The sequence below is a fragment of the Anaerococcus provencensis genome (assembly GCF_000312365.2).
Lineage (GTDB): Bacteria > Bacillota > Clostridia > Tissierellales > Peptoniphilaceae > Anaerococcus > Anaerococcus provencensis.
Map to the genome: position 1 here is coordinate 553,619 of NZ_HG003686.1, position 22,905 is coordinate 576,523.

General features: G+C 34.1%; 24 protein-coding genes, 1 tRNA gene and 1 other annotated feature. Of the genes, 23 read left to right on the forward strand and 2 right to left on the reverse strand.

Annotated features, from left to right (window positions below; translation table 11 throughout):
• Window positions 1-19 precede the first annotated feature (19 nt).
• The 11 genes from BN38_RS05380 (at window position 20) to BN38_RS05435 (ending at window position 10,155) form a co-directional block, all read left to right on the forward strand.
• Window positions 20-607 carry an NUDIX hydrolase gene (locus tag BN38_RS05380; protein ID WP_044565950.1) on the forward strand — a complete coding sequence of 196 codons (588 nt, stop codon included), beginning with the start codon at window positions 20-22 and terminating at the stop codon, window positions 605-607.
• Window positions 600-1,430, forward strand: coding sequence for an aminoglycoside 6-adenylyltransferase (locus BN38_RS05385; protein ID WP_044565951.1), 831 nt, complete (start codon window positions 600-602; stop codon window positions 1,428-1,430). Before BN38_RS05380 ends, BN38_RS05385 begins: the two co-directional genes overlap by 8 nt.
• Before the next feature lie 9 nt (window positions 1,431-1,439).
• On the forward strand, window positions 1,440-2,648 hold the full coding sequence (locus BN38_RS05390) for a D-alanyl-D-alanine carboxypeptidase family protein (protein WP_044565952.1): 1,209 nt from the start codon (window positions 1,440-1,442) through the stop codon (window positions 2,646-2,648).
• Window positions 2,649-2,960: 312 nt separating this feature from the next.
• Window positions 2,961-3,037, forward strand: a tRNA-Arg gene (locus BN38_RS05400).
• 53 nt (window positions 3,038-3,090) lie between these two features.
• Window positions 3,091-3,597, forward strand: coding sequence for a nucleoside deaminase (locus tag BN38_RS05405; RefSeq protein WP_044565954.1), 507 nt, complete (start codon window positions 3,091-3,093; stop codon window positions 3,595-3,597).
• Between the two features lie 77 nt (window positions 3,598-3,674).
• A complete protein-coding gene (locus tag BN38_RS05410; protein WP_044565955.1) occupies window positions 3,675-4,625 on the forward strand; it encodes an NAD(P)-dependent oxidoreductase in 951 nt (316 codons plus the stop codon).
• Window positions 4,622-5,239 carry a uridine kinase gene (gene udk, locus BN38_RS05415; protein WP_044565956.1) on the forward strand — a complete coding sequence of 206 codons (618 nt, stop codon included), beginning with the start codon at window positions 4,622-4,624 and terminating at the stop codon, window positions 5,237-5,239. The genes BN38_RS05410 and udk overlap by 4 nt, the downstream gene beginning before the upstream one ends.
• A gap of 2 nt (window positions 5,240-5,241) precedes the next feature.
• On the forward strand, window positions 5,242-7,056 hold the full coding sequence (gene glgB / locus BN38_RS05420) for a 1,4-alpha-glucan branching protein GlgB (protein WP_044565957.1): 1,815 nt from the start codon (window positions 5,242-5,244) through the stop codon (window positions 7,054-7,056).
• Window positions 7,040-7,498, forward strand: a complete 459-nt coding sequence (locus tag BN38_RS05425; protein ID WP_044565958.1) for a hypothetical protein — start codon at window positions 7,040-7,042, stop codon at window positions 7,496-7,498. The genes glgB and BN38_RS05425 overlap by 17 nt, the downstream gene beginning before the upstream one ends.
• The gene (locus tag BN38_RS05430; RefSeq protein ID WP_049944450.1) at window positions 7,495-8,607 is read left to right on the forward strand and encodes an FAD:protein FMN transferase; all 1,113 of its coding nucleotides are present in this window, start codon (window positions 7,495-7,497) and stop codon (window positions 8,605-8,607) included. The genes BN38_RS05425 and BN38_RS05430 overlap by 4 nt, the downstream gene beginning before the upstream one ends.
• 72 nt (window positions 8,608-8,679) lie before the next feature.
• Window positions 8,680-10,155, forward strand: coding sequence for a DUF1846 domain-containing protein (locus tag BN38_RS05435; RefSeq protein ID WP_044565959.1), 1,476 nt, complete (start codon window positions 8,680-8,682; stop codon window positions 10,153-10,155).
• A 37-nt stretch (window positions 10,156-10,192) separates the two neighbouring features.
• Here the strand turns inward: BN38_RS05435 and BN38_RS11350 are convergent, their stop codons facing one another.
• Window positions 10,193-10,399, reverse strand: coding sequence for a hypothetical protein (locus tag BN38_RS11350; RefSeq protein ID WP_230197730.1), 207 nt, complete (start codon window positions 10,397-10,399; stop codon window positions 10,193-10,195).
• Between the two features lie 11 nt (window positions 10,400-10,410).
• Complete coding sequence (locus BN38_RS05440) at window positions 10,411-12,312, reverse strand: metallophosphoesterase family protein (protein WP_230197731.1); 1,902 nt, start codon at window positions 12,310-12,312, stop codon at window positions 10,411-10,413.
• 163 nt (window positions 12,313-12,475) lie between these two features.
• Window positions 12,476-12,690 (forward strand) — a binding site (T-box leader).
• 49 nt (window positions 12,691-12,739) lie between these two features.
• Between BN38_RS05440 and BN38_RS05445 the strand changes: the two genes are divergently transcribed.
• From BN38_RS05445 to BN38_RS05495, 12 genes are all read left to right on the forward strand, one after another.
• A complete protein-coding gene (locus BN38_RS05445; protein ID WP_044565960.1) occupies window positions 12,740-12,943 on the forward strand; it encodes a putative periplasmic lipoprotein in 204 nt (67 codons plus the stop codon).
• Window positions 12,944-12,960: 17 nt separating this feature from the next.
• Window positions 12,961-13,653 carry an ABC transporter substrate-binding protein gene (locus BN38_RS05450; protein ID WP_230197732.1) on the forward strand — a complete coding sequence of 231 codons (693 nt, stop codon included), beginning with the start codon at window positions 12,961-12,963 and terminating at the stop codon, window positions 13,651-13,653.
• Window positions 13,631-14,026, forward strand: coding sequence for a substrate-binding domain-containing protein (locus tag BN38_RS11355; RefSeq protein ID WP_230197733.1), 396 nt, complete (start codon window positions 13,631-13,633; stop codon window positions 14,024-14,026). The genes BN38_RS05450 and BN38_RS11355 overlap by 23 nt, the downstream gene beginning before the upstream one ends.
• A gap of 9 nt (window positions 14,027-14,035) precedes the next feature.
• Window positions 14,036-15,088, forward strand: coding sequence for an ABC transporter permease (locus BN38_RS05455; RefSeq protein ID WP_084593754.1), 1,053 nt, complete (start codon window positions 14,036-14,038; stop codon window positions 15,086-15,088).
• Window positions 15,085-15,831 carry an ABC transporter ATP-binding protein gene (locus BN38_RS05460; RefSeq protein ID WP_044565961.1) on the forward strand — a complete coding sequence of 249 codons (747 nt, stop codon included), beginning with the start codon at window positions 15,085-15,087 and terminating at the stop codon, window positions 15,829-15,831. The genes BN38_RS05455 and BN38_RS05460 overlap by 4 nt, the downstream gene beginning before the upstream one ends.
• A 158-nt stretch (window positions 15,832-15,989) precedes the next feature.
• Entirely contained in the window at window positions 15,990-16,895 is a 906-nt protein-coding gene (locus BN38_RS05465; protein WP_044565962.1) for a DUF2232 domain-containing protein, read from the forward strand.
• Entirely contained in the window at window positions 16,882-18,888 is a 2,007-nt protein-coding gene (locus BN38_RS05470) for a DHH family phosphoesterase (protein ID WP_044565963.1), read from the forward strand. The genes BN38_RS05465 and BN38_RS05470 overlap by 14 nt, the downstream gene beginning before the upstream one ends.
• Window positions 18,866-19,315, forward strand: coding sequence for a 50S ribosomal protein L9 (gene rplI, locus BN38_RS05475; protein ID WP_044565964.1), 450 nt, complete (start codon window positions 18,866-18,868; stop codon window positions 19,313-19,315). The genes BN38_RS05470 and rplI overlap by 23 nt, the downstream gene beginning before the upstream one ends.
• Window positions 19,315-20,649 (forward strand): replicative DNA helicase, encoded by a 1,335-nt coding sequence (gene dnaB / locus BN38_RS05480; protein WP_044565965.1) that lies wholly within the window; start codon window positions 19,315-19,317, stop codon window positions 20,647-20,649. The genes rplI and dnaB overlap by 1 nt, the downstream gene beginning before the upstream one ends.
• Window positions 20,639-21,217, forward strand: coding sequence for a GNAT family N-acetyltransferase (locus BN38_RS05485; protein WP_044565966.1), 579 nt, complete (start codon window positions 20,639-20,641; stop codon window positions 21,215-21,217). Before dnaB ends, BN38_RS05485 begins: the two co-directional genes overlap by 11 nt.
• Window positions 21,201-21,956 (forward strand): DnaD domain-containing protein, encoded by a 756-nt coding sequence (locus BN38_RS05490; RefSeq protein ID WP_084593756.1) that lies wholly within the window; start codon window positions 21,201-21,203, stop codon window positions 21,954-21,956. The genes BN38_RS05485 and BN38_RS05490 overlap by 17 nt, the downstream gene beginning before the upstream one ends.
• A complete protein-coding gene (locus BN38_RS05495; protein WP_044565969.1) occupies window positions 21,943-22,905 on the forward strand; it encodes an ATP-binding protein in 963 nt (320 codons plus the stop codon). Before BN38_RS05490 ends, BN38_RS05495 begins: the two co-directional genes overlap by 14 nt.

Below are 22,905 nucleotides of genomic sequence, written 5' to 3' on the forward strand. Positions count from 1 at the left end.
ATTTAACTAAGAGGTAGATATGAAATCATTATTAGTCGATGACGAGTTTTATGAAAAAATAAAAAATTACGCTGTTTTTATACCTATTATTAAGATAGAAGGCAAGGACCATATACTTTTGGAAGTACGTAGTAAGCATATTACCCAGCCTGGAGAGGTTAGCTTTCCTGGGGGAAGAGTAGAAGCTGGTGAAAGCTTTGAAGATGCTGCTATAAGAGAAACTATGGAAGAGTTGCTTCTTAATAGAGAGAATATAATACTCGATGGATATTCTTCAATGATATTAACTTCTTCATATAGGCATGTTAAAGCTTTTTATGGTAGGATTAATAAAAAAATTGAAGAAATAAAGTATAATGAAGAAGTAGAATCTGTTTTTGCAGTTGATGTTGATTTTCTAAAGAATAATGAGCCTATAATGTATAGAGCTCCTTACAAAATGGAATTTCCTAGCGACTTTCCTTTTGATAAAATCCCAAATGGTAAAGATTATAACTTTACTTCATTATATCACGATATGTATTTTTATGATACAACTCCAGTGATCTGGGGCCTTACTGCAAAACTTCTCAAAAACTTTATAGAAGGCTTAGATAAAGATGAATAAAGAGATAAGTAATAAAATCATTAACTATGCTAAAAATAATGAATCTATAGAAGCTATTTACTACTTAGAAGATAACTCCTATGATTCATTCATACACATTTATACTATTGTAAATGAAGTCATAGTTGGAAAAATGGAAGAAGAATTGGTCCAAATTTTTGACGATGTTATATTGCTCAATAGGCAAAAAGACGATTTTTCTTTTGAAAAAGATAATTTTAATTATACTAGCTTAAATATTTATACAGCAAACAATTTAAAGTTAACAGAATCAATAATTTCAGAGGATTTTCTAGATGCGTTCATAAAGAGTATTCCTGGTCAAGTAAAAGTTTTGTATAGCAAACCAGGCTTTTATAAGCTTGAAACTAGTAATGACTTTAGCTATCAAATGCCAAAGGAATACGAAGTTATGTCTACTATAAAAAATTTCTTTGCAAAAGCATACGAAACATCATTATTTGTAGATGAAAAAGATCCGATTGCGGCGAGCTTAAAACTGGAAGAAGTTAGAAAACATCTAACAAGCATGGTAGATTTTTATGTCAAAAACAAATATGCCTACAAACTTGCCATGGGAGATGATGGTCAAAATCTGATTAATACTTTGGAATATGACATAAAAGAAAACTATCTTTTGACCTTTAGCCATGATGATTTGATGGATATATATTTTTCATTGTTTAAAGCTTGTGTCCTATTTAGAAAGCTTGCCATGGAAATATGCAAGGACTTAGGATACGCATATCCAAAAGAAATTGATGTGGAAACACTAAAAGTACTTAGAAAAAATTACAAAAAGCTAGAATCATTTATAAATTAGGAGAAAACTATGAGGAAAAATAAAATATCATCAATAATTGTAGTGCTCTTAATATTACTATTTCCAATAAACGCACTTGCAGCCAACCAAAGCCAAGTTGTAGGACTTGATCAAAACGTCAGAGCCTATATCATCGGCAATGAGGAAAATGGAGATATATATTACGAAAAAGACTCATCTACTCCATATCCAATAGCATCATTAAGCAAACTAATGACATATTTAATAGTAAAAGAAAAGATAGATGATGGCAAGCTATCCCTAGACCAAGAAGTAACTGTCGGTGAAGAAGCAGCCAAGTTTCATAGCTGGGAATACTCTTACCTAGGATTAGACGAAGGGGAAGTATATACAATAGAAGAGCTTCTTCAAGGTCTTATGGTTGTAAGTGGCAATGACTGTGCCTACCAGCTAGCAGTTACCGTTTCGGATTCTGAAAGCGAATTTGCAAGGCTGATGAATATGAAAGCGGGAGAACTAGGCTTGGATAGCCAGGTTTATTACAATGCAAGTGGTGTCCAAACAGAATCAGGCAACCAAAACTCATCTTCAGCGAAAGATTTGTATGTATTAAGTAAGTATATAATAGAAAAATATCCTGAAGTTTTGGAATATAGCAAAGTTAGAAAAATAGAAGATAAGAGACGTGAAATAGATGTAAATAGCACTATCCCTTTGATTGGAGAAATTCCAGGAGTGGATGGCCTAAAGACAGGTAGTACAGAAGAAGCGGGATATTGTTTAGTTTCTACAGTTGATATGAAAGAGATTGACAGCAAAGATGACTTTAGGACGATTGCTGTTTTGCTTGGTGCAGACCAAAAAGATACTAGAGATAAGGCTATGAGTGACTTGATTTATTATGTATCAAGATATTACGATAAGGTCAAAGTTCTTGATACCAATGTTGCTTACGATTCACTTAAGGTAAACACAGCCAAACAAGGATACGTTGAACTATACCCAAATCAAAATGTAGAAATGATTGTAAAAACGGGAGAAAATCCAGCTGTTAAGACTAAGCTACAAGAAAACATAAAAACACCAATCAAATCTGGTCAAGTCCTAGGAAATGCAAATGTAAGTTATGAAGATAAGGAATATGATGTTTCCCTAATCTCAAAGTCGAACTTAGAAGAAGCATCTCTTTTTGCAAGAATAGTCAGATCTCTTCAAGATTCAGCAGACTTCTTGCTTAAAGTTTTGATTGCAAGATAAAAATACTTGTGATATAATCTTAGTTAGTTTACACGAGATCCTCGATAGTCTAGGACCTCAAATTAAGCTGACCAAATTAAAAATTAGCCTTAGGCTTTTATTGAAGGTCCTCGAGCCTATGGCTCTGCGGTATTTCGTGCTTAGTCCTAGCACCATGGGTGAAAACACATATGTGTTTTCATATCTGAGATGAGCATAAGCGAATCCAGATAACTGCACGAGGCCTCTCAGAAAGCCGGCCAGAATTCTCGGGCTTACGCCCTGCGACCATTCCATGGAGGGTCCTCCATGAGGCGGACGGCCTAGTTTTTTGTTTCAGTAGCTCAGCTGGATAGAGCACCGCCCTCCTAAGGCGGGTGTCGGAGGTTCGAATCCTCTCTGGAACACCACTTTTTTGGATGATATTTTTATCATCCTTTTTTATTGCTTTTTTGGAGTTTTTATGGATAATATTTCTTTTTCTAATTTAGATGAATTTTATATGAATGAAGCCTTATATGAGGCGCGTCTTGCTCGTTTTGTTGAGGAAGTGCCTGTAGGTTGTGTGATTGTTTATAATGGCAAAATTATTGGTCGTGGACACAATTTCACCTACAAGGGTAAGTCTGCTCTATACCATGCTGAGCTTATTGCAATCAAAGAAGCCAATGAGTATTTTGATGATTTTAGATTGGAAGATACTACCATGTATGTCACTATGGAACCTTGTTCAATGTGTGCTGGGGCGATTATCAATTCTAGGATAGGAAGACTTGTTATAGGCATACCAGATTATAAAAGAGGTGCTTGTGGTTCTAATACCAATATCACAGGAGATAGGAGCCAACTACACTTCTTGGATGCTGAGTTTGGATTATTGGAAGAAGAATGCCTATATGAACTCCAAACTTTCTTTAAAATGCTTAGAAAAAGATCTAAGGATAAGAAAAAAATGGCTAAAGTTGATTAAGCTTTATTTTTTGAATTTTATCTTAATTTATATATGGATTTCGAGTATAGTTACATTAAGAAACTTAGGAGGAAGAAATGAAAATTACATTGTTAAATCCCTTAGAAGTTAGTGAAGAAACTATTTTAAATAATAAAGAAAAACTTGAAGAAATGGGTCACGAATTTGTTTTTTATGATGATCTTTCTAAAGATGATGATGAAATAATCGAAAGACTTAAAGATTCTGATATTGCAATAATTACAAACAAACCACTAAGTGCAAAAGTAATAGATGCCTGTCCTAATTTGGAATTAGTTGATGTTGCATTTACTGGTGTTGATCACGTAGACTTGGATGCTATCAAGAAAAATGGCATTACTTTATTAAATGCTAGTGGATATTCTGATGATTCTGTAGCAGAACTTGTAATAGGCCTTGCTATAGGAGTATTGAGAAAATTTAACGAAAATCGTGAAAATATTTTTGATAATTCAGGCCATAAACTACTTGGTCAAACCCTAAAGGGCAAAAAATTTGGTATTATTGGTACAGGTAATATTGGCATCAAATTAATAGAACTCTTACAAGTTTTTGGCTGCGAAATCCTAGCTTATTCTAGAACTGAAAAACAAGAAGTTAAGGACATGGGTGTCAAATACACTGATTTGGATACATTATTAGAAGAGTCTGACGTAGTATCCCTCCACATTCCAAATAATAAAGAAACCAAAAATTTCTTAAATAAAGATAAGCTTGACAAAATGAAAGAAAATGCAATTCTAATAAACTGTGCTAGGGGACCAGTAGTGGACAATGATTATTTGGCACAACTACTAAACGAAGACAAAGTCCGTGCTGGTATAGATGTTTTTGATATGGAACCACCTCTTCCAGAGGACTATCCACTTAGAAATGCAAAAAATTGTATTTTGACCAATCACGTGGCATTTTACACCAAAGAAGCTATGGAAAATAGGGCTGAAATTGTATTTAACAATATATATGAATATTTAGATGGAAATATTATAAACGAGATCAAATTATGACAGATATCAAAATCATAGCAGTAGCTGGTGGATCAGCTTCTGGGAAATCTTCAATAGTCAAGCAAATTGATGAAACTTTTGAGGATGACCTTATTGTTATCGGCCATGACAATTATTACAAGGCACATGATGATATGTCCTTTGATCAGAGAAGTAAGCTAAATTACGACTATCCTGGTGCCTTTGACAATGAACTTTTTTACGAAGATTTATTAAAACTTCAACAAGGTCAATCTATTGATATGCCAAGATATGATTACACTATTCATACTAGGAGCAAGGAAACTACAAGGATAAGCCCTAGTAAGATCATACTAATCGAGGGTATCTTAGTTTTGGAAGATAAAAAAATCAGGGATATCACAGATACAAAAGTTTTTATAGATGCTGATAGCGACGTAAGATTACAAAGAAGAATCCTAAGAGATACAAAAGAACGTGGCAGAAGCTTAGAATCTGTTTTGGAACAGTATATAAAGCAAGTAAAGCCAATGCACGAAAAATACGTAGAGCCTACAAAGAAATATGCCGATATTATAATTCCAAGAGGGGCAAAAAACTCCAAAGGAATAGAGATTTTAATTAAGCATATTGCCGATATGATTGAGGGCTAGATATGCAAGTAAATTTAATTAATACTGATTATGATGCGATAAAATCATATATAGCTGGCAATTCTCACAAGGGTCATGAAATATGGGGAGCCTTAGCTTGCGATGATGGGTATATATTTAGAGTCTATGCGCCTAATGCAGACGCAGTTTATGTCCAAGGAGATTTTACAAACTGGGAAAATATCCAGATGACTAAGAATGTCAATTTGGGATATTTTTTCATAAAACTTCCTGCGAAAGTAGGAGATTATTATAAATATGCAGTAGTTAAGGATGGAAACTGGGTCTACCATGCCGATCCTTTTGGTAAGGCCATGGACTATGAGGGTGACTTTGCAACACTTATCACTGATGATTCCTACGAATTTAATGATTCGGATTTTATTGAAAAAAGAGATAAGAATTTTGATAAGGCTTTAAACATATACGAACTTCATATAGGTTCTTGGTTGAGATATGGGGGCAATGTAAACTTTCTTGACATATTTGATAAGCTAATCGACCACGTCAAAAAGATGAATTATACTCATGTAGAGATAATGCCAGTTACCGAATATCCTTTTTATCCATCTTGGGGTTACCAATCCACAGGTTTTTTTGCTACAAGTGCTAGATATGGTAGGCCAGTAGATTTTAAAAAATTTGTAGACCTCCTACATCAAAATGGTATAGGAGTCATATTAGATTTGGTGGCAGTTCATTTTGCAAATGATTATTATGGTTTAAAGACCTTTGATGGGACTCACCTTTATGAATCTCCATATGATGGATTGACTTATTCTGAGTGGGGCTCAGTCAATTTTGACTATTCCAAAGGCCATGTAAGGTCATTTATGAAATCATCTTTTGCCTATTGGATAGAAAATTTCCACATTGATGGTATAAGAGTGGATGCAGTTTCCTATATGATTTATTATAACGGCAATGAAAACCGTGGTGTCCACTATGACAATATAAATTTCATCAAGGATGCAAATAAGGATTTACAAAATTCTTTTCCTGATGTTATGCTAATAGCTGAGGACTCATCGGCATATCCTAAAGTTACAAGTCCTGTTGATGAAGATGGTCTTGGATTTGACTACAAATGGGATTTGGGTTGGATGAATGATACCACCAAGTATTTTAAGGTAGATTCCTACAATAGAAGTCACCATCACTCAAAAATAACATTTTCAATGTTTTATTTTTACAATGAGAGATTTATGCTGCCTCTTAGCCATGACGAAGTAGTTCACCTTAAGGGCGCTATGGTAAATAAGATGAGTGGATCATATGAAGATAAGTTTAAAGAGCTTAAGGTCTTATACACTTATCAAATGGCTCATCCTGGCAAAATTTTAAACTTTATGGGCAATGAAATTGCTACATTTGACGAATGGAATGAAAATGCAAGCATAAATTGGGACATTCTATTCTATCCAAAACATGATGATTTTAATAGATATTTGCAAGATTTAAATTTCTTGTATAAAGAAAATGATGCCTTTTTCAAATATGATTATGACGAAGCTGGATTTAGGTGGATAATAGTAGATGATGCGAATACATCTGTCTTTGCTTTTGAAAGGATAGCAGAGGATAAGAGATTTTTAGTTGTACTTAATATGGCCAATCTCTATCATGGTGGCTATGAATTCCCATATGATGAGGACTTGATATTTATAGAAAGACTTAATTCTTTCGACCAAAAATATGGAGGAGCAAGAGATAATTTAAGAAAGATAGAAGTTAAGAAAGGAAGTAATCTCAAATTGGAGCTTTGGGAATATGAAGGTGCTATATTTGAGATAAGAGAAAATGAACAAACCAATTAATTTATCTTGGTTAGTGGAAAAATGGACTATAATGGATGAGGACTCCTACTTAAAAAGTATGTGGCTTAATACCGAAAGTCTTGATATCATCCGCATTAACCAAGGAGAAACAGAAGATGATATTATAAAAAATTATATAGATATAGATAGTGACATAGACCATTATGTTCTCATGCCTGGAGCTGATGCTTTTGATGAAGATAAGGCAAGATCTGTATTTATAGAAAAATTGGATAGACACGAAAGAGATCAAGTTATAGATGAGTATGAGGGTTTTGCCCCAGCGGAAGAATTTCTTGATATAATCTATAATCTAGGACTTGAAGGCGAATACAATGATTTTAAGTCAAAAATAGCGGCCTATATTTTGTTGCTATGGGCAGACGATGAAAAAATCGCCATAACAAAAGACATGGAGACAATAAATATAGACAAGTTATGAAGTTAAGAAGAATATTTTTATCCCTATTTCTAATCGCAGGACTTAGCTCTTGCCAGAATAAAGATACAAGTGATAATGTGAAAGAACCTGTTGTTGAATCAGGAGAACCTACTGGCAAAGAGGAAGTTAGTAAAAAAGCTGTAGAGAAGTTTGACAAGGTTTACTATAACTACTTTGATACTGTTACATCATTTACTGCCTATGCAGAAAGTGAAGAACAATTCAAAGAATATACCGACATCCTGGAAACAGAGCTTGAAAAATACCACGAATTGTTCAACTCTTACTACGATTTTGATGGAGTAAACAATATAAAGACCATCAACGACAATGCTGGCAAAGGACCTGTAGAAGTTGATCCTGCTATAATTGAACTTGTAGAATACTCATTGGATTTTGATGAGAAGACTGATGGCAAAATCAATATTGGCCTTGGTAATGTAATAAAAATGTGGCATGACGCAAGGGAAGAGTCACTTGATGATCAATCAAAGGCTTGGGTTCCTACAAAAGAACAACTAGAAGAAGCAGCTAGCCATAGTGATGTAAGCCAAATCAAAATTGATAAGGAAAATTCAACTGTCGAAATCTTGGACCCAGATATGTCCATAGACGTTGGTGCAATTGGCAAGGGATTTGCAACCAAGAAAGTTGAAGAAGCCCTAAGAAAAAATCATGTGTCAACAGCTATATTGTCTGTAGGCGGAGATGATGCAATAATAGGTGAAAATCCAAATAAGGAAAATGGTAAGTGGAGAATAGCTATCCAAAATCCAGACTTAAAAGCTGAAAATCCATATTCAAGTGTAGTAGCTGTGAACAATACAGCAGTAGTGACAAGTGGTGACTATCAAAGATTTTACGAAGTAGATGGTAAGAGATACCACCATATCATTGATTCTGATACACTTTTCCCATCAGATTATTTTAGATCAGTTACTGTAATTCTAAATGATATAGCTTTGGCAGATGCCCTAAGCACATACTTATTTACAGTTGATTTAGAAAAAGGAATGGAAGTTGCCAAAGAATTTGACGCTGAAGTTTTGTGGATTGACAAAGATGGCAATCTCTTTAAGACTGAGGGCTATGAAAAATTAGAAGATTAATCGGACTTAGGTCCGGTTTTTTATTTTGATAGAAATTTTGGTATAATATAACAGGAAAGCTAGGAGGAAGGAATGAAAAAGATTGCCTTTGACAATGATAAATACATAAAACTTCAATCAGAAAAAATATTAGAACGAATAAGTCACTTTGATAAATTATATCTAGAATTTGGTGGTAAACTATTTGACGATGGACATGCATCAAGAGTTTTGCCAGGGTTTTTGCCAGATTCTAAGCTTAGAATGCTAGATAGCATCAAAGATCAAACAGAAATTATCATAACTATTAATGCCAATGATATAGAAAGTAACAAAATCAGAGGGGATAATGAGATATCTTACGACACTGAAACCATTAGGCTAAAGCAAGCCTTTGAACAAAAGGGATTTTTGGTAAACTCAATAGTAATTACTCAGTTTAACAATGGAGAAAAAGTCCTAAGATTTGAAAAGTATTTGGATAACCTTTCAATAACCCACCATAGGTCTTACGATATCAAGGGCTATCCAAATGATATAGATCATATTTTGTCAAAAGATGGTTTCGGCAAAAATGACTATGTGGAGACCGATAGACCTCTTGTAGTCATAACAGGTCCAGGACCTGGATCAGGTAAAATGGCCACAGCCCTATCCTTAATGTATTTGGATTATGAGAGAGGCAAAAGATCATCTTATGCAAAGTTTGAGACTTTCCCAATATGGAATCTTGGACTAATGCATCCGGTAAATATTGCCTATGAAGCAGCAACTGCCAACCTTAACGATGTAAATATGATAGATCCTTACCATCTAGAAGCCTATGGAAAGCTTGCTGTTTCTTACAATAGAGATGTAGAGGCCTTCCCAGTTTTAAAGAGAATGCTAGAAAAAATTATGGGGCAAACACCATACAAATCTCCGACAGATATGGGTGTCAACATGGTTGGATTTTGTATCACTGACAATGAGGCTGCCATAGAAGCATCGAAGGATGAGATAGTAAGGAGATACTATAACTCCCTAGTTGATTTTAGATTTGCTAAAGAATCTTATTCTTGTGTAGAAAAAATACAAACCTTAATGTCAAACCTTGACATTAGTCCAGAAGATAGAAAGGTTGCCTTAGCTGCTCGTGAGAAAGAAGAATTAACTGGCAAAGAATCTTTTGCTATAGAGCTAGCTGATGGAAGAATAATGAGAGGCAAAAAATCCAAACTATTTACAGCTCCTGCAGCTTGTATACTAAATGCCCTCAAAAAGCTAGGAAATCTTGACGATGAAATCCTACTTTTAAGTCCACATATAATTGAGCCTGTTTCAAACCTAAAGACCAAGTCCTTGGGAGAAACTGAACCATCATTATCAATAAATGAGATGCTAATAGCCCTAGCTATTTCAGCTACAACCAATCCTCTGACTCATATGGCCATGGAAGAGATTAAAAACTTAAAAACTTTAGATGCGCACAGCACAGTCATTTTAAATGACAGTGAAAAGAGAATGCTTAGAAAATTAGGAATAAACTTTACCCAAGACCCAGTTTTTGGGGAAGATAGTGGATATTAAATACTTTAAAAGGGACTATTGCTTTAGCAACAGCCCCTTATTTTGTATCATCATATACTACGTAGTTAAAGTATTTTTCTAGTTCATTTAATTCTTCATTTTGGTAGATTTCGACCATTTCATCACTCATTGAATTAACCATGTCAATGACAAACTGTCTAAGGCTAGATTGGCCAAACATTTGGTTAGAGAAATTTTCCTTTGCTCTTCTTACAGCCTTGAGTTTAACAATCCTCTTAGCCAAATCAACACCTTTTATATTTTTTTTCCAGTCAAAAACTTTGAAAAGAAATCCAATAGGTCTCTTAAATTATTAACCTTATATCTTAAATACTTGTAGGTAAGCTTCGATGCCCAGCCTTCAGTTTGTATCAAATCATCAAAGAATTTTTGCTTGCTTCCATCTTTTTCAAGTTTGATGGAGCTGGTGAACCTATCAAAAACTTCATTTATTTCATCACTTGCATAATCCAAAACCAAATCGATAATGTCGTAATCAGGATTATTTAGATTATCAATCATTTTGCTTACATATGCTGGTCTTTCTTCCTCTCCGATTGGCTTGTATTGGTAAATATAATTTACAAAGTCATAAAAGCTATGGCCAGCATTATCTATAGGCATAGACCAAGCTTTATGAATAATCTTTTCCATATCCTGAACTACCTTGTAGGGTATAAGGATTTTGCTTTCTATTTGATCAAGAATTATATTTATGGATTCTTCCAAATTTGAGGCCTTGATATAGATACTATTGCCAGTTGCTCTTATGAAGAACTGATACTCATCATTTACTCTTTTTACAAATACCCTTGCACGTTTTTTGCCTATAGGAAAATACTTTTCAATTCTTGGAAATATCAGGTCATTAACATATCCTTTTTCTGGGACCTCTTTATTTAAGCGATTTGAAAGCAGTCTTGACACTTCACTTTGTATATCTATATGACTATATTTTGGATTGTTGGCCTGGATTCTGATATAGTTATGTACAACATCTTCTAGGCTTAGTTGCTTACCTATAGTATAGTTGATGGCATCTTTGATTATTTCATACTCGCCATTTAAGTTCATATAGATAAATTCTTTGATTAGTTCAGTTTTTATATAAACTTCATAGCCGTTTTTTTCTGCTACCTGGTTTATGACTTTTATATGCCTAATTGGAAGTGGATAGGTAACAGTAGAACCTGTTTGTATATCATAAATAACATTTCCCATCTCTGAAATATATTTAGCTGTACCATTTTCGTGGAGGTGGCCAGTAAATACAAATTTGACACCATTGTCAGCAAGGGCTTCTATAGGAGTTTTGCCATCAATCCTTGGGTCATCACATTCATACTTACTTCTCCATTCCTTTATGATAAAAGGTGAGAATACCAGCTCCTGATTTCTAAAATTTGGCATAAGGGCATGGTGGGCCATGACAAAGATAAGATCATTTCTACTTTTTGCCTCATCAATTTTATCTACAATCCACTTCATCTGTTCAACAATGATAGAACCTGGTACATTTTCTCTATTATCCCTATGATTTTGTTCTGTATCCGCAGAATATATGGAAGTATCTACACATATGAGGCTTAGGCCTGTGTTATCATTTCTTCTGCTTGGGATCCTTGCTACATAGGAAAAATATCCATGAGCGTAGTAGGAATATTTTTCCTCTCTGTCGTATTCTTTGTTGATTCTATCCAAATAATTATGAAATATTGTCGAATCTTTGTACATTTCTAGGACATATTTGTTTTCGTAAACAAACATATATAGGTCATAGAATTCCTTAGGATTGGTATTTTTTGCTTTTCTATTATCTTTGAAATCGTAGGACCTATGGTTATTCAAATCGTGATTGCCTGGAATTAGAAAAATTTCTCTATCTTCATTTTTACTTTTCCATGCTAGCAAGTTTTCTCTTACAAATTCATGAGACTTGTATTCTCCTTCTTTTACCAAATCTCCTGGCAAAAATAAAAACTGGCTATTGGCCTTATCGACCATTGCTAGGGCTTCTTTGAACAAGGCCTCACTTTCTACTGTTAGTTTTCTTTCTACTTTTATTTCTTTAATAAATTCTTCACTATTTGATATCAAATCCCCGCTTAAAACATGTGGGTCACTAATGATTGAAATATCATAATTTTGTAAATCCATGATTCACCTCTGTAAATTTCACCTAATTATAGTATACTAGGTATTTTTTTGAACTAAAGAGAAACATTACAACAGAAAAATATCAAATTATTTTAAGAACAAAATATATTTATAAAAAGACTTGGCTTTATATTTTTGATGGTGTATATTTCCTAGTACATAAATAAAAACGTCGAAAAGAGAGAGTACACAGAAATTTTCTATTACAGAGAGATTTATTAGCTGAGAAAAATCATAGAAAGTCTGTGGAAGTGCATCTTTGAGTTTTATACCGAAATTATAGTAGGCTATAACGCTAGTGCCCGTTAAGCACATTGAGGTTTTAAGAATTTTTCTTAAAATAAATTAAGGTGGAACCACGATTAGCTCGTCCTTTTTTGGACGGGTTTTTTATTTGTTTATGTAAATTTATCTACAAAGGAAGGATGTGAAATATATAAAGAAGTTTTACTTGCTAGCTTTAATTGTAAGTCTTGGGCTTACAGGATGCAGCAATGCCAATAACCATATTCAAGCTAATAAACATACAAACCATAATGACCACATGGCAGATGACCTTGAAGTGGTTGATTTTATGGATGAGAACTTTGACATGAGCAAAATTGAACAACATAGCTGTTGTGATGAATAAATAAGGAGAGAATAATAATGAAAAACAATAAACTTTTAGCGTTAATCTTACTTGGAGGATTGACTCTTTCAGCTTGCGGAAATCAAAATGCAAGCAATGACCAAAAATCAGATACAAATATTAGCCAAGATCAAAATGTTACCAAGGCAGCTACACTAGAAGAAGAGCCAAGATATGGTACAAAGGTAAAAATTGGTTTTGATGGAGACTTATGTATAGCTGGTCAAAACCTTGCAGAAATCAATGGATATTTTGAAGAAAATGGTGTAGACGTAGAATTTGTAAATACAAAAACTGGAAAAGATGCGCTTTCAAGTGGTCAACTTGATGCTATGACTGGTGAATTTGGTTCACTAATCGTCCCAGCTACAAAGGGACTACAATATGTATTCTCAACTGCATCTCACTCAGGATGTAAATCACTTTACGTCCTAGATGATAGTAAATACCAATCAACAGCAGATATGGTTGACCAATCAGTTGCTGTAACAAATGGTATAGGAAATAGCGGACACAATACACTTTTAAGATTTTTAATCCACGATGATGTAAATCCAGATGATGTTACAGTAAAACCTGTTGATGCAGCTGCTGTAATCCAATCACTTGAAAGTGGGGAAATCCAAGGGGCAGTTCTAGATGACCAATTTGCCCAAGAATTCTTGCAAAGTGGGAAAAATCAGACCAGTGAGATCTTTAACTACAGATGAAGACTTTGGTTCTGAAGTTTGCTGTGTAACTGCCTTTAACAAAGAATTTGTTGAACAAAATCCAATGCTTGCAGAACTTGTTGCAGAAGCTATTGAAAAAGGAAATCAATATGCAGCAGAAAATCCAGCAGAAGCAGTAAAATTACTTCAAGATAAAAACCTTGCAGCTGGAGACCCAGAAGTAGCAACCAAACTACTAAAAGCATATGACTACACACTTACAAATGCTGACGGTGAAACAACTATTCGTAGCTATTTTGATGACTACAAAGAACTAAATCTTATTGATAAAAACAGATCGACAGATGATCTAGTTAAAGAATTATGGAAACCACTTGGAAACGGGGAAGTTGAAGTAGTCAAAAAGAATTAAGGAAGGTCTATGGATAAAGATAATCAATTAAATCCCAAAAAACCGAATAGAAAAGAAAAAGAAAGATTAACAAAAGATGAGTTAATCAAGCTTGAATCAAAACCAAGAAATAAAACTAAGGAAAGAATTAGCTTAGCCCTACCAATAATTGCGGGAATCCTGGCCATTGTTGAATACTACTTTTTACCAGAACAAAATCCTGGATTAGCAAAAACTAATTTATATCCAGGATTTCTGGCCATACTTACAAGTATTTATGTAATTGCTCTTCTAATTTCGACAAATAAGGAAAATTTAAGAGACCAATTGCTTTATAAGGCTCCAAGGTATACTTTTATATATATCTTGCTAATGATTTATGATATCTTGACCCTAAAAACATCAAAACTGGCCTTGCCATATTTTCCATGGATAGATATGATATTTAATTCCATGAAGGCTGATAATGCATTTTTGGCTGAATCTGTATTAAGTTCACTAAAACTTTTATTTACAGGCTATATTATAGGTGGAGTATTGGGGATAATTACTGGAATACTGGCTGGTTACTTTGATAAAGTAAACTATTGGGTAGACCCATTTTTAAAAATCCTTGGACCAATCCCAACTACAACTTGGTTACCTGTTGTTATGGTAATTGCTATAAATCTTTTCCAAGGAGCAGTATTTATAATAGGATTAGGTGTTTGGTTTTCTACAACTCTAGCAACCATAACAGGTATGAGAAGTGTCGATCCTGCCTATTATGAGGCTGCCCAAACCCTAGGAGCAACCAATACAGAGCTAGTAAAAAAGGTTGCAATTCCATCAGCTACACCAAATATTTTTCAAGGACTTATAGCTGGTATGTCTGCAGCTTGTAATGCCCTAATCGTTGCAGAAATGCTTGGGGTAGAAAGTGGACTTGGCTGGTATATAACATGGAAGAGCTCGTGGGCTGATTATTCCTCCATGTACGGAGCTATAATTCTACTTGCACTTACCTTTATTTTGGTAAATATGGTTATAAAGCAAATTAGTAAAAGGGCCTTAAAATGGAGAAATGGAGGAACTATTAGATGAGTAAATTAGAATTTAAAGATGTATCAAAATCATTCGTAAGATCTGATAGTGAATTTATAACTACAGCTCTTGAGGACATTAATTTTTCCATAAGAGAAAATGAGTTTGTAAGTATAGTTGGTCCGTCAGGATGTGGAAAGTCTACAATACTTAGACTTATAGCAGGCCTTATAGTTCCCACTACAGGAAATATTTATCTAGATGGAGAAGAAATCACAGGACCTTCAAGTAGTAGGGGAATGGTATTTCAAAAATCAACCCTATTTCCATGGCTTAGTGTAAAAGATAATGTAGGATTTTCTGGTAAGCTAAAAAGTGAAGAAAAAGTCGACGATAAGACAATTGATCAAATGCTAAAGAAAGTGGGTCTATTAGATTTCAAAAACTCTTACCCATCAAACTTATCAGGTGGTATGGCCCAAAGAATTTCATTAATCAGAACTATGGTAAACAAGCCAGAAGTCTTACTTCTTGATGAACCTCTTGGTGCCTTGGATGCATTTACAAGAATGAACATGCAAGATGAGATACTAAAACTGTGGGATGAAGAAAAGAATATGACTATAATGGTAACTCATGATGTTGATGAGGCTGTTTATATGTCAACTAAAGTTATAGTCATGGAACCAAGGCCAGGAAGGATCAAAGAGATAGTTCCAATAGAACTTGACTATCCTAGAAATAGGACAAGCAAAGAATTTACTGATTATAGGAATGAACTATTAAATATTTTGGATATATAGATTAAAAGTGCTGAGATTTATTCTTGGCACTTTTTAAATTTATGTTTTATTTATTAATCAATTGAATGTGGGTAAAGAAATAGTAAGATATACAAAGCATAAATTTCTTGGATTGTTTATAATGGCTCTTTATGCTAGAATTAAGTGAAAGGAATTTTATGGAAATTAGTAAAAATATAAATAAAATTGTTGATTATCTTTCTATTGGAGCAATCATAACAGTTTTATTATTGGTGACTGGTGGCAATGTTTTGCTTTTTGCAACTTGTCCTATACTTTTAGCCCTAGTTTACCTTACAAAGGGTTTTAAAGAATTTGGCATATCTTTGCTAATGGCAATCTTAATTGCTTTTATGTTTATCAGTCCTGATGTTATAGCCTTTGATCTTGTTCCGATATTTTTGATAAGTCTACTTTTTATAGCAATGACTAGGTCTACTATAAGTGATAAGTATAAGATTTTGATTAGCTTTCTTATAATAAGCCTTATCCTTATAATAGTCTATAAGCTTGCCATGGTAGATGCTGGTTTGGATATAAAAACATTGGCAAATGACTTATATGAAGAGCTTAAGCTTAACACCACCTATGATTTAAAATTAGAGTACATAGAATCAGTTTTTGTCCTATATCCAGCTATGATTGCAAGTCTATCCTTAATATATAGTGCAATTAGTCTTAGGATTATAAGAAATTACCTAGCCTATAAGAAAATTGGCAAGGATATGGTAGCTTTAAGAGATATAAGACTGGATAAAAAGGATTTTTCTACTATAATAATTGCTTCTATCATTCTTTACTTCATTGCAAGATTTTTGGGAGTAAAGGATATATATATAAGAACAAATTTAATATGGATTTGCCTTAGTATTTTATTGTTTAATGGTATGGGAGTATATGATTACATGCTAAGTAGGAGAAAATCCTTATTGTCTAGAGGATTGCAGTGGTTCTTTGTAATAGTATTCTTTTATATATTTGCCGTATTTTTTGTAATAATAGGCTTTGCTGATATCTTTATGGATATAAGAAACAAATCTAGGAGGTCTTATGGACAAATTTAGACCAAATGAAAAAGAAAAAATATTTTATGCCTTGGCTTTACCAGTGGCCTTATCTATAGTTTTATTTTTCTATAGTAAGATTTTATCGCTCATAGCCCTTATACTATGTTTGGCCTTGTATTTTTATTTGAGCAACTTAAGTGATTCCAATGAAAAGCTCTTGCAACGTTATGTTGACGAGGTCGAATCAAGTTTTGATAGCATAACAAAAAACTTAGTTTTTGAAATGCCTTTTCCTATTGTAGTCCTAGATGCTGACGATAACATAAAATGGCACAACACCGACTTTAGGAATTTATTTCCTGAAGAAGAGCTAATAGGAAATCCTATAGATGATGTTTTGCCAAGCTTATCTGAAGTCGATTTTGAAGAAAGAGAATTAACTGTGCCAGTTACAACTGAAATAGATGGCAGGGTTATACAATTTCATATTTCAAGTGTGAGAAACGACGAGCTTGATACTAGAGAGACTTTTTTATATGGTATCGATAATACCTATGATGAGTCCATAAAACAGCTCTTTAAGGATAAGAGACTTGTATTTTTTACAGTATTTTTGGACAATTACGAAGATTTGAGAAACTCTACTGATGCCATCAATAGACCACAGGTTTTGGGTACAATTGATAGGACTATTACAGAGTATTTCAATTCCCATCATGGTGTGGTTAGAAAATATGAGAATGATAGATTTATGGTAGTTATGGAATATCAAGATTATCAAGATATCTATGATTCTAAATTCTCAATCCTAGATGATATCAGGGAAATATCTTTGGGCAATACTATTAACCCAACCCTATCAATAGGGGCTGGAATATCTGGATCATCACCAAATGAAATTTACGATGATTCTAGAGTTGCAATTGACATAGCCCTATCTCGTGGTGGGGACCAGGCAGTAGTAAAAGTAAAAGATAACTACGAGTACTTTGGTGGTAAGAGTAAGGCAACAGAAAAAACTTCAAAGGTTAAGTCTAGAGTAATATCTGGTGCTTTAAAAAGAATGATCCTTGCATCATCAGAAGTATTTATTATGGGACACAACAACCCTGACATGGACTCTTTTGGGGCGGCTCTTGGTGTATATGAGGGTGTAAGATTTCTAAAGAAAAAGCCATATATTATTCTTAACGAAGTTCCTAGACAAATTGAAAATATGTACTCATCTACAACTTCAAACCTAGAAGAGCTTAGGGATAATATATTGACAGAAGAAGAAGCACTTAATATCTTAAGGCCTTCATCACTTGTAGTAGTTGTAGACAATCATAGGAAAAACTCTACAGAAGCACCAGACATAATAGAAAAGGCCGATCAGATTGTTATAATAGACCACCACAGACGTGGCAATGACTACATCAAGAAATCTACAATATCATATATAGAACCTTATGCATCAAGTGCATCAGAGCTTGTTACAGAAATCCTAAATTACTTGGATGAAAATTTCAAGGCGAGAACCCAAATAGCTGAGTCACTCTTAGCAGGAATCACCGTTGATACAAAAAACTTTGTTTATCAAACAGGAGTTCGTACCTTTGAGGCGGCAAGTATACTAAAACGTTGGGGAGCAGATTCAGTTTATATCAAGAGAATGTTTAAAGATGATTTTGAAATTGTTAAATATAAGTCGGAAGTTATAGCTGATTCGAGTATAGTAAATAATATGATTGCTATTGGTCATTTCAATAGAGATATTGATGGATCAACACTTATAGCAAGTCAAGCAGCAGATGATCTTTTGACTATAAAGGGTGTAAAGGCAAGCTTTGTACTGACCAGATCTCACAATAAAATTCACATCTCTGGTAGAAGCTTGGGCGATATAAGTGTACAATTAATATTAGAGCGCATCGGAGGGGGAGGCCATCTAACAGCGGCTGCAACCCAGCTTGACATGAGCATGGAAAATGCTGAAGAATTGCTAAGAAAAGCAATAATTGAATATTTAAGAGAGGAAGAAGAAGATGAAAGTAATACTAACAGATAATATCGTAAGAGTAGGCGTTAAGGGAGACCTTGTAGATGTAAAACCAGGTTATTTTAGAAATTACCTTAACCCACAAGGACTTGCAGTAGAAGCTAACAAAAAGAACATGGCTGAACTTGAAGAAATGCAAGCAAAATTAAAAGAAGAAGAAGCACAAAACAGAAAAGAAGCGGAAGAACTAAAAGAAAAAATCGAAGCTCTAACACTTACACAAAAAGTAAACGTTGGTGAAGATGGTAAACTATTTGGTTCTATCACAAACAAAGATCTAGCAGAGTCACTAGCTGAAAATGGTATCGAAGTTGACAGAAAGAGAATCGAAGGCCTTGAAAAAATCGAAGGAACTGGCGAATTTACTCTAAATGTAAGACTATACCCAGAAGTTAACGCTGATCTTAAAGTAGAAGTAGTAGCTGAGGAAGCTTAATGACTGAGGCAAGTAGGCCTCTTCCATATGACTTCTTAGCAGAGAAGGCTATTATCGGAAGTATACTTAAGAAAAACGAAACTTTCGATAGAGCAAATCAAATAATAAAACCTGTAGACTTTTATGATTCCAGGACACAAAGGATATATAAGTCCATAGTCACCATGTTTGAAAAAGACATCAAGGTAGACGAAGTGAGCTTATTATCCCAGTTGAGGAATGAAAATATATTACAAGAAGTTGGAGGGGAGGAGTTTATCGCTGAGATTACCCTCTCCTCATTTTATACTCCAAATATTGATACATACGCAAAGACAGTCAAAGAAAAAGCGCTGCTAAGAAGTCTTATAGGGGCAAGTAACGATATAATGGAGCTAAGCTACAGGCAAAGTGACGATGTTTCAACAATACTAGAAGTAGCTGAAAGCAAAATATTTGATATATCCCAAGATAAACTAAACGACGGCCTAACCAAAGTTGGAGATACCCTAGATGAGACAATACAAATCATCAACGAGTTATCTTTAAATGATGGAGATATAACTGGAGTTCCAACAGGACTATCTTCCATAGACATGAAACTATCAGGCCTTCAACCATCTCAGCTTATCCTACTTGCCGCGCGCCCTGCTATGGGAAAAACAGCCCTTGGACTTACTATGGCATGGAATGCAGCCAAAGAGGGCAAGTCTGTAGCCTTCTTTTCCCTAGAAATGTCTACCCTTCAATTAAACTACAGGCTCATATCAATGGTATCTATGATAGATTTAGAGCAAGTTATGAATGGTAGGATAAAGGATGACGAATGGGAATTGTTATTTAGGTCAGTAAGAGAGATTGTAGATAAGGACCTCTATGTCGATGAAACTCCAGCTATATCCCTATCTGAAATGAGATCAAAGCTAAAAAGACTTAAGGCAGAAAGTGGCCTAGACCTTGTAGTTATAGACTATCTACAATTGATGAGTGCAGACTCCAGCAAAGAAAATAGGCAAAACGAAATAGCATCCATATCCAGAGGGCTCAAATCTTTATCAAAAGAGTTAAATTGTCCTATCCTATCTCTAGCCCAACTATCCCGTGAGGCTGATAAGAGGGCTGATCACAAGCCAATCCTATCAGATTTGAGAGAATCAGGAGCTATAGAGCAAGATGCCGATGTAGTAATGCTTCTATACAGGGAAGACTATTACGATGAAGAAGATAATCCAAATATAGCCAAGGTAATTGTGGCTAAGCACAGGAATGGCTCTACTGGAACTATAGACCTATTCTTTAACAAGCCATGTACTACATTTAGAGACCTATCATACAGAGAAGAAAATGCCTACTAATAGCGAGCAAAAAAGAGTCTACCTTGAGAGAATGACAAGGTCTACGGCCTACCAACTTAATAACTGGGAAGATTATGAAGATCCCAGGCTTTCTGGATATAATTATGGTAATCTTTCAGATTTCGAAATAAACTTTTGGTACAATTCCATCTGTACACCAAGGAAAAAGTATTTTGCTGTAAAAAGATATGAAGATGATAGATTTATTGGCTTTGTAGGGCTAAAAAACTACAATCCTCTTACAAAAAAGGCACTTTTGGGTATAGTTTTTGATGCACATTTTGTATCCCTTGGCTATGGTTATGATGCAATGCTTGTTTTACTGGACTATTATTTTAATGATTTAAAATTCAAAGTCATGCTTCTTGAAGTTAATCTATTTAACCAAAGGGCCTTAAATCTCTACCAAAAGTTAGGTTTTAAGGAAACTGGCTTTGATAGCGAACTTTTTGAAAACCAAGACATAGAATTTGACGATAGATATTTTGAAATGCACGGCAATTTGATATATTCTAAGATACTGAAGATGAAACTTACAAAGGATGATTATTATGAACTTCACACTTGAAAATTTGAAAGTTGATTTAGGAACCACACCCCTTGAAAATATGTTTTTAAATACCTATCTAGGTATGGTGGATGGCGAGAATCTCAAGTTTTATCTCTTGGTATATAAGGACATATATAACGAGGGTTCTGTAGACATAGACAAAATCAAAAAGATTCTAAAATATTCTGATGAGGATATCAAAAACGCTATAGATTATTGGGTAAATATGGGTGCCTTTCGTAAGAAATTGGATCTAAATGGCAGTGAATACATAGAAATTGTTTCTTTTAGGCAAATGATCTATGGTGACAATAAGAAAACATATGATGAGGTCAATGAAGCTAGCTTTGACAAATCTAGCCGCAAGCAAATAATGTTTAACAATGTAGAAAATATTATTGGTAGGGCCTTAACTCCAGCTGATATTACAAGGATTCAAGAAACTATAGAAGACTACAATAGCGAACCAGAACTTATCACAGAAGCTTTTCGCCAAGCAAAAGAGCTAAACAATGTCGATGTGAAGTATGTGATGGGCTTTATAAAAACATGGAGAGATCAAAATATATTATCTCTCAATGACCTAAAAATCCACCAAGAACGTCAAAAACTTGTAAGAAAAAAATCTCCAAGGCAATACAAGAAAAACAGTAGAAATATTTCAAGTGGAGACGATTACAAGTCCTATGCCGAGGAAGCTAGAAAAAAGCGCTTTGAAAAAATGCTAGAACAGGGAAAATCTAATGAAAACATCTAATAAGGCTAGTGAAATACTGGCAAAACGCAGACAAGAAAATGAAATAAATAGAAATAAGCGAATAGATGAAGTCTATGAAAAAATCCCAACCATGGCATCCCTTGAAAAAAATATAAAAGAATTGGGCTTTACCATTATAAACCAAACCTTATCTGGTGGAGATACTGAAAACTTAGAAGTAAAGCTAAAAAAGCTAAGAGATTTAAAAGAAAAACTCTTGCTAGAAAATGGATTTTCCAAGGATTATATGGACTTAAAATACCACCACGATTTGTGCAAAGATACTGGTTTTGTGGGAAATGATATGTGTTCTTGTAGGAAGCAGATCATAATAGATGAAAATTATAATCTATCAAATATTAAAAATCTTATAGAAAAAGAAAATTTCTCAAACTTTGACGATACGCTTTTTGATGACAATCCCTATGGCAACTATCCACTTACTCCTAGGGAAAATATCAAGATTGTAAAAGACAACTTGATGAAATATATAAATAATTTCTCGAAAGAATCAAAAAATATTTATATATTTGGTGATGTTGGCCGTGGTAAGACGTTCCTATTAAATTCTGTAGCCAAAGAATTATTGGATAGAAATTTCTCGGTTCTATATATGACTTCATCGTCCCTTTTCAAGTTTTTAAACGATTACAATTGGGCCTTTGAAGAGCAAAGATATAAGCACCAAGAAAAATATGATTTTATCTTGGACTGTGACTTGCTCATAATAGACGATTTGGGTAGCGAATATCCATCAAAAAACAACACTTCTAATCTTTTTGATATTGTAAATACTAGGATGATATCGCAAAAACCAATACTATTTTCCACCAACTACGATGAAAGTATGCTATCTGAGACATATGGACCTAGAATATTTTCTAGGATTGTGGGTAATAGTGAAGTACACGAGATATTTGGCAAAGACTTAAGACTTAGAGATATGTAG

What these genes read in the sequence shown, in the direction of transcription:
- BN38_RS05380 (WP_044565950.1), top strand. Translation starts at nt 20, where the DNA reads ATGAAATCATTATTAGTCGATGACGAGTTTTATGAAAAAATAAAAAAT.
- BN38_RS05385 (WP_044565951.1), top strand. Translation starts at nt 600, where the DNA reads ATGAATAAAGAGATAAGTAATAAAATCATTAACTATGCTAAAAATAAT.
- BN38_RS05390 (WP_044565952.1), top strand. Translation starts at nt 1,440, where the DNA reads ATGAGGAAAAATAAAATATCATCAATAATTGTAGTGCTCTTAATATTA.
- BN38_RS05405 (WP_044565954.1), top strand. Translation starts at nt 3,091, where the DNA reads ATGGATAATATTTCTTTTTCTAATTTAGATGAATTTTATATGAATGAA.
- BN38_RS05410 (WP_044565955.1), top strand. Translation starts at nt 3,675, where the DNA reads ATGAAAATTACATTGTTAAATCCCTTAGAAGTTAGTGAAGAAACTATT.
- udk (WP_044565956.1), top strand. Translation starts at nt 4,622, where the DNA reads ATGACAGATATCAAAATCATAGCAGTAGCTGGTGGATCAGCTTCTGGG.
- glgB (WP_044565957.1), top strand. Translation starts at nt 5,242, where the DNA reads ATGCAAGTAAATTTAATTAATACTGATTATGATGCGATAAAATCATAT.
- BN38_RS05425 (WP_044565958.1), top strand. Translation starts at nt 7,040, where the DNA reads ATGAACAAACCAATTAATTTATCTTGGTTAGTGGAAAAATGGACTATA.
- BN38_RS05430 (WP_049944450.1), top strand. Translation starts at nt 7,495, where the DNA reads ATGAAGTTAAGAAGAATATTTTTATCCCTATTTCTAATCGCAGGACTT.
- BN38_RS05435 (WP_044565959.1), top strand. Translation starts at nt 8,680, where the DNA reads ATGAAAAAGATTGCCTTTGACAATGATAAATACATAAAACTTCAATCA.
- BN38_RS05440 (WP_230197731.1), bottom strand. Translation starts at nt 12,312, where the DNA reads ATGGATTTACAAAATTATGATATTTCAATCATTAGTGACCCACATGTT.
- BN38_RS05450 (WP_230197732.1), top strand. Translation starts at nt 12,961, where the DNA reads ATGAAAAACAATAAACTTTTAGCGTTAATCTTACTTGGAGGATTGACT.
- BN38_RS05455 (WP_084593754.1), top strand. Translation starts at nt 14,036, where the DNA reads ATGGATAAAGATAATCAATTAAATCCCAAAAAACCGAATAGAAAAGAA.
- BN38_RS05460 (WP_044565961.1), top strand. Translation starts at nt 15,085, where the DNA reads ATGAGTAAATTAGAATTTAAAGATGTATCAAAATCATTCGTAAGATCT.
- BN38_RS05465 (WP_044565962.1), top strand. Translation starts at nt 15,990, where the DNA reads ATGGAAATTAGTAAAAATATAAATAAAATTGTTGATTATCTTTCTATT.
- BN38_RS05470 (WP_044565963.1), top strand. Translation starts at nt 16,882, where the DNA reads ATGGACAAATTTAGACCAAATGAAAAAGAAAAAATATTTTATGCCTTG.
- rplI (WP_044565964.1), top strand. Translation starts at nt 18,866, where the DNA reads ATGAAAGTAATACTAACAGATAATATCGTAAGAGTAGGCGTTAAGGGA.
- dnaB (WP_044565965.1), top strand. Translation starts at nt 19,315, where the DNA reads ATGACTGAGGCAAGTAGGCCTCTTCCATATGACTTCTTAGCAGAGAAG.
- BN38_RS05485 (WP_044565966.1), top strand. Translation starts at nt 20,639, where the DNA reads ATGCCTACTAATAGCGAGCAAAAAAGAGTCTACCTTGAGAGAATGACA.
- BN38_RS05490 (WP_084593756.1), top strand. Translation starts at nt 21,201, where the DNA reads ATGAACTTCACACTTGAAAATTTGAAAGTTGATTTAGGAACCACACCC.
- BN38_RS05495 (WP_044565969.1), top strand. Translation starts at nt 21,943, where the DNA reads ATGAAAACATCTAATAAGGCTAGTGAAATACTGGCAAAACGCAGACAA.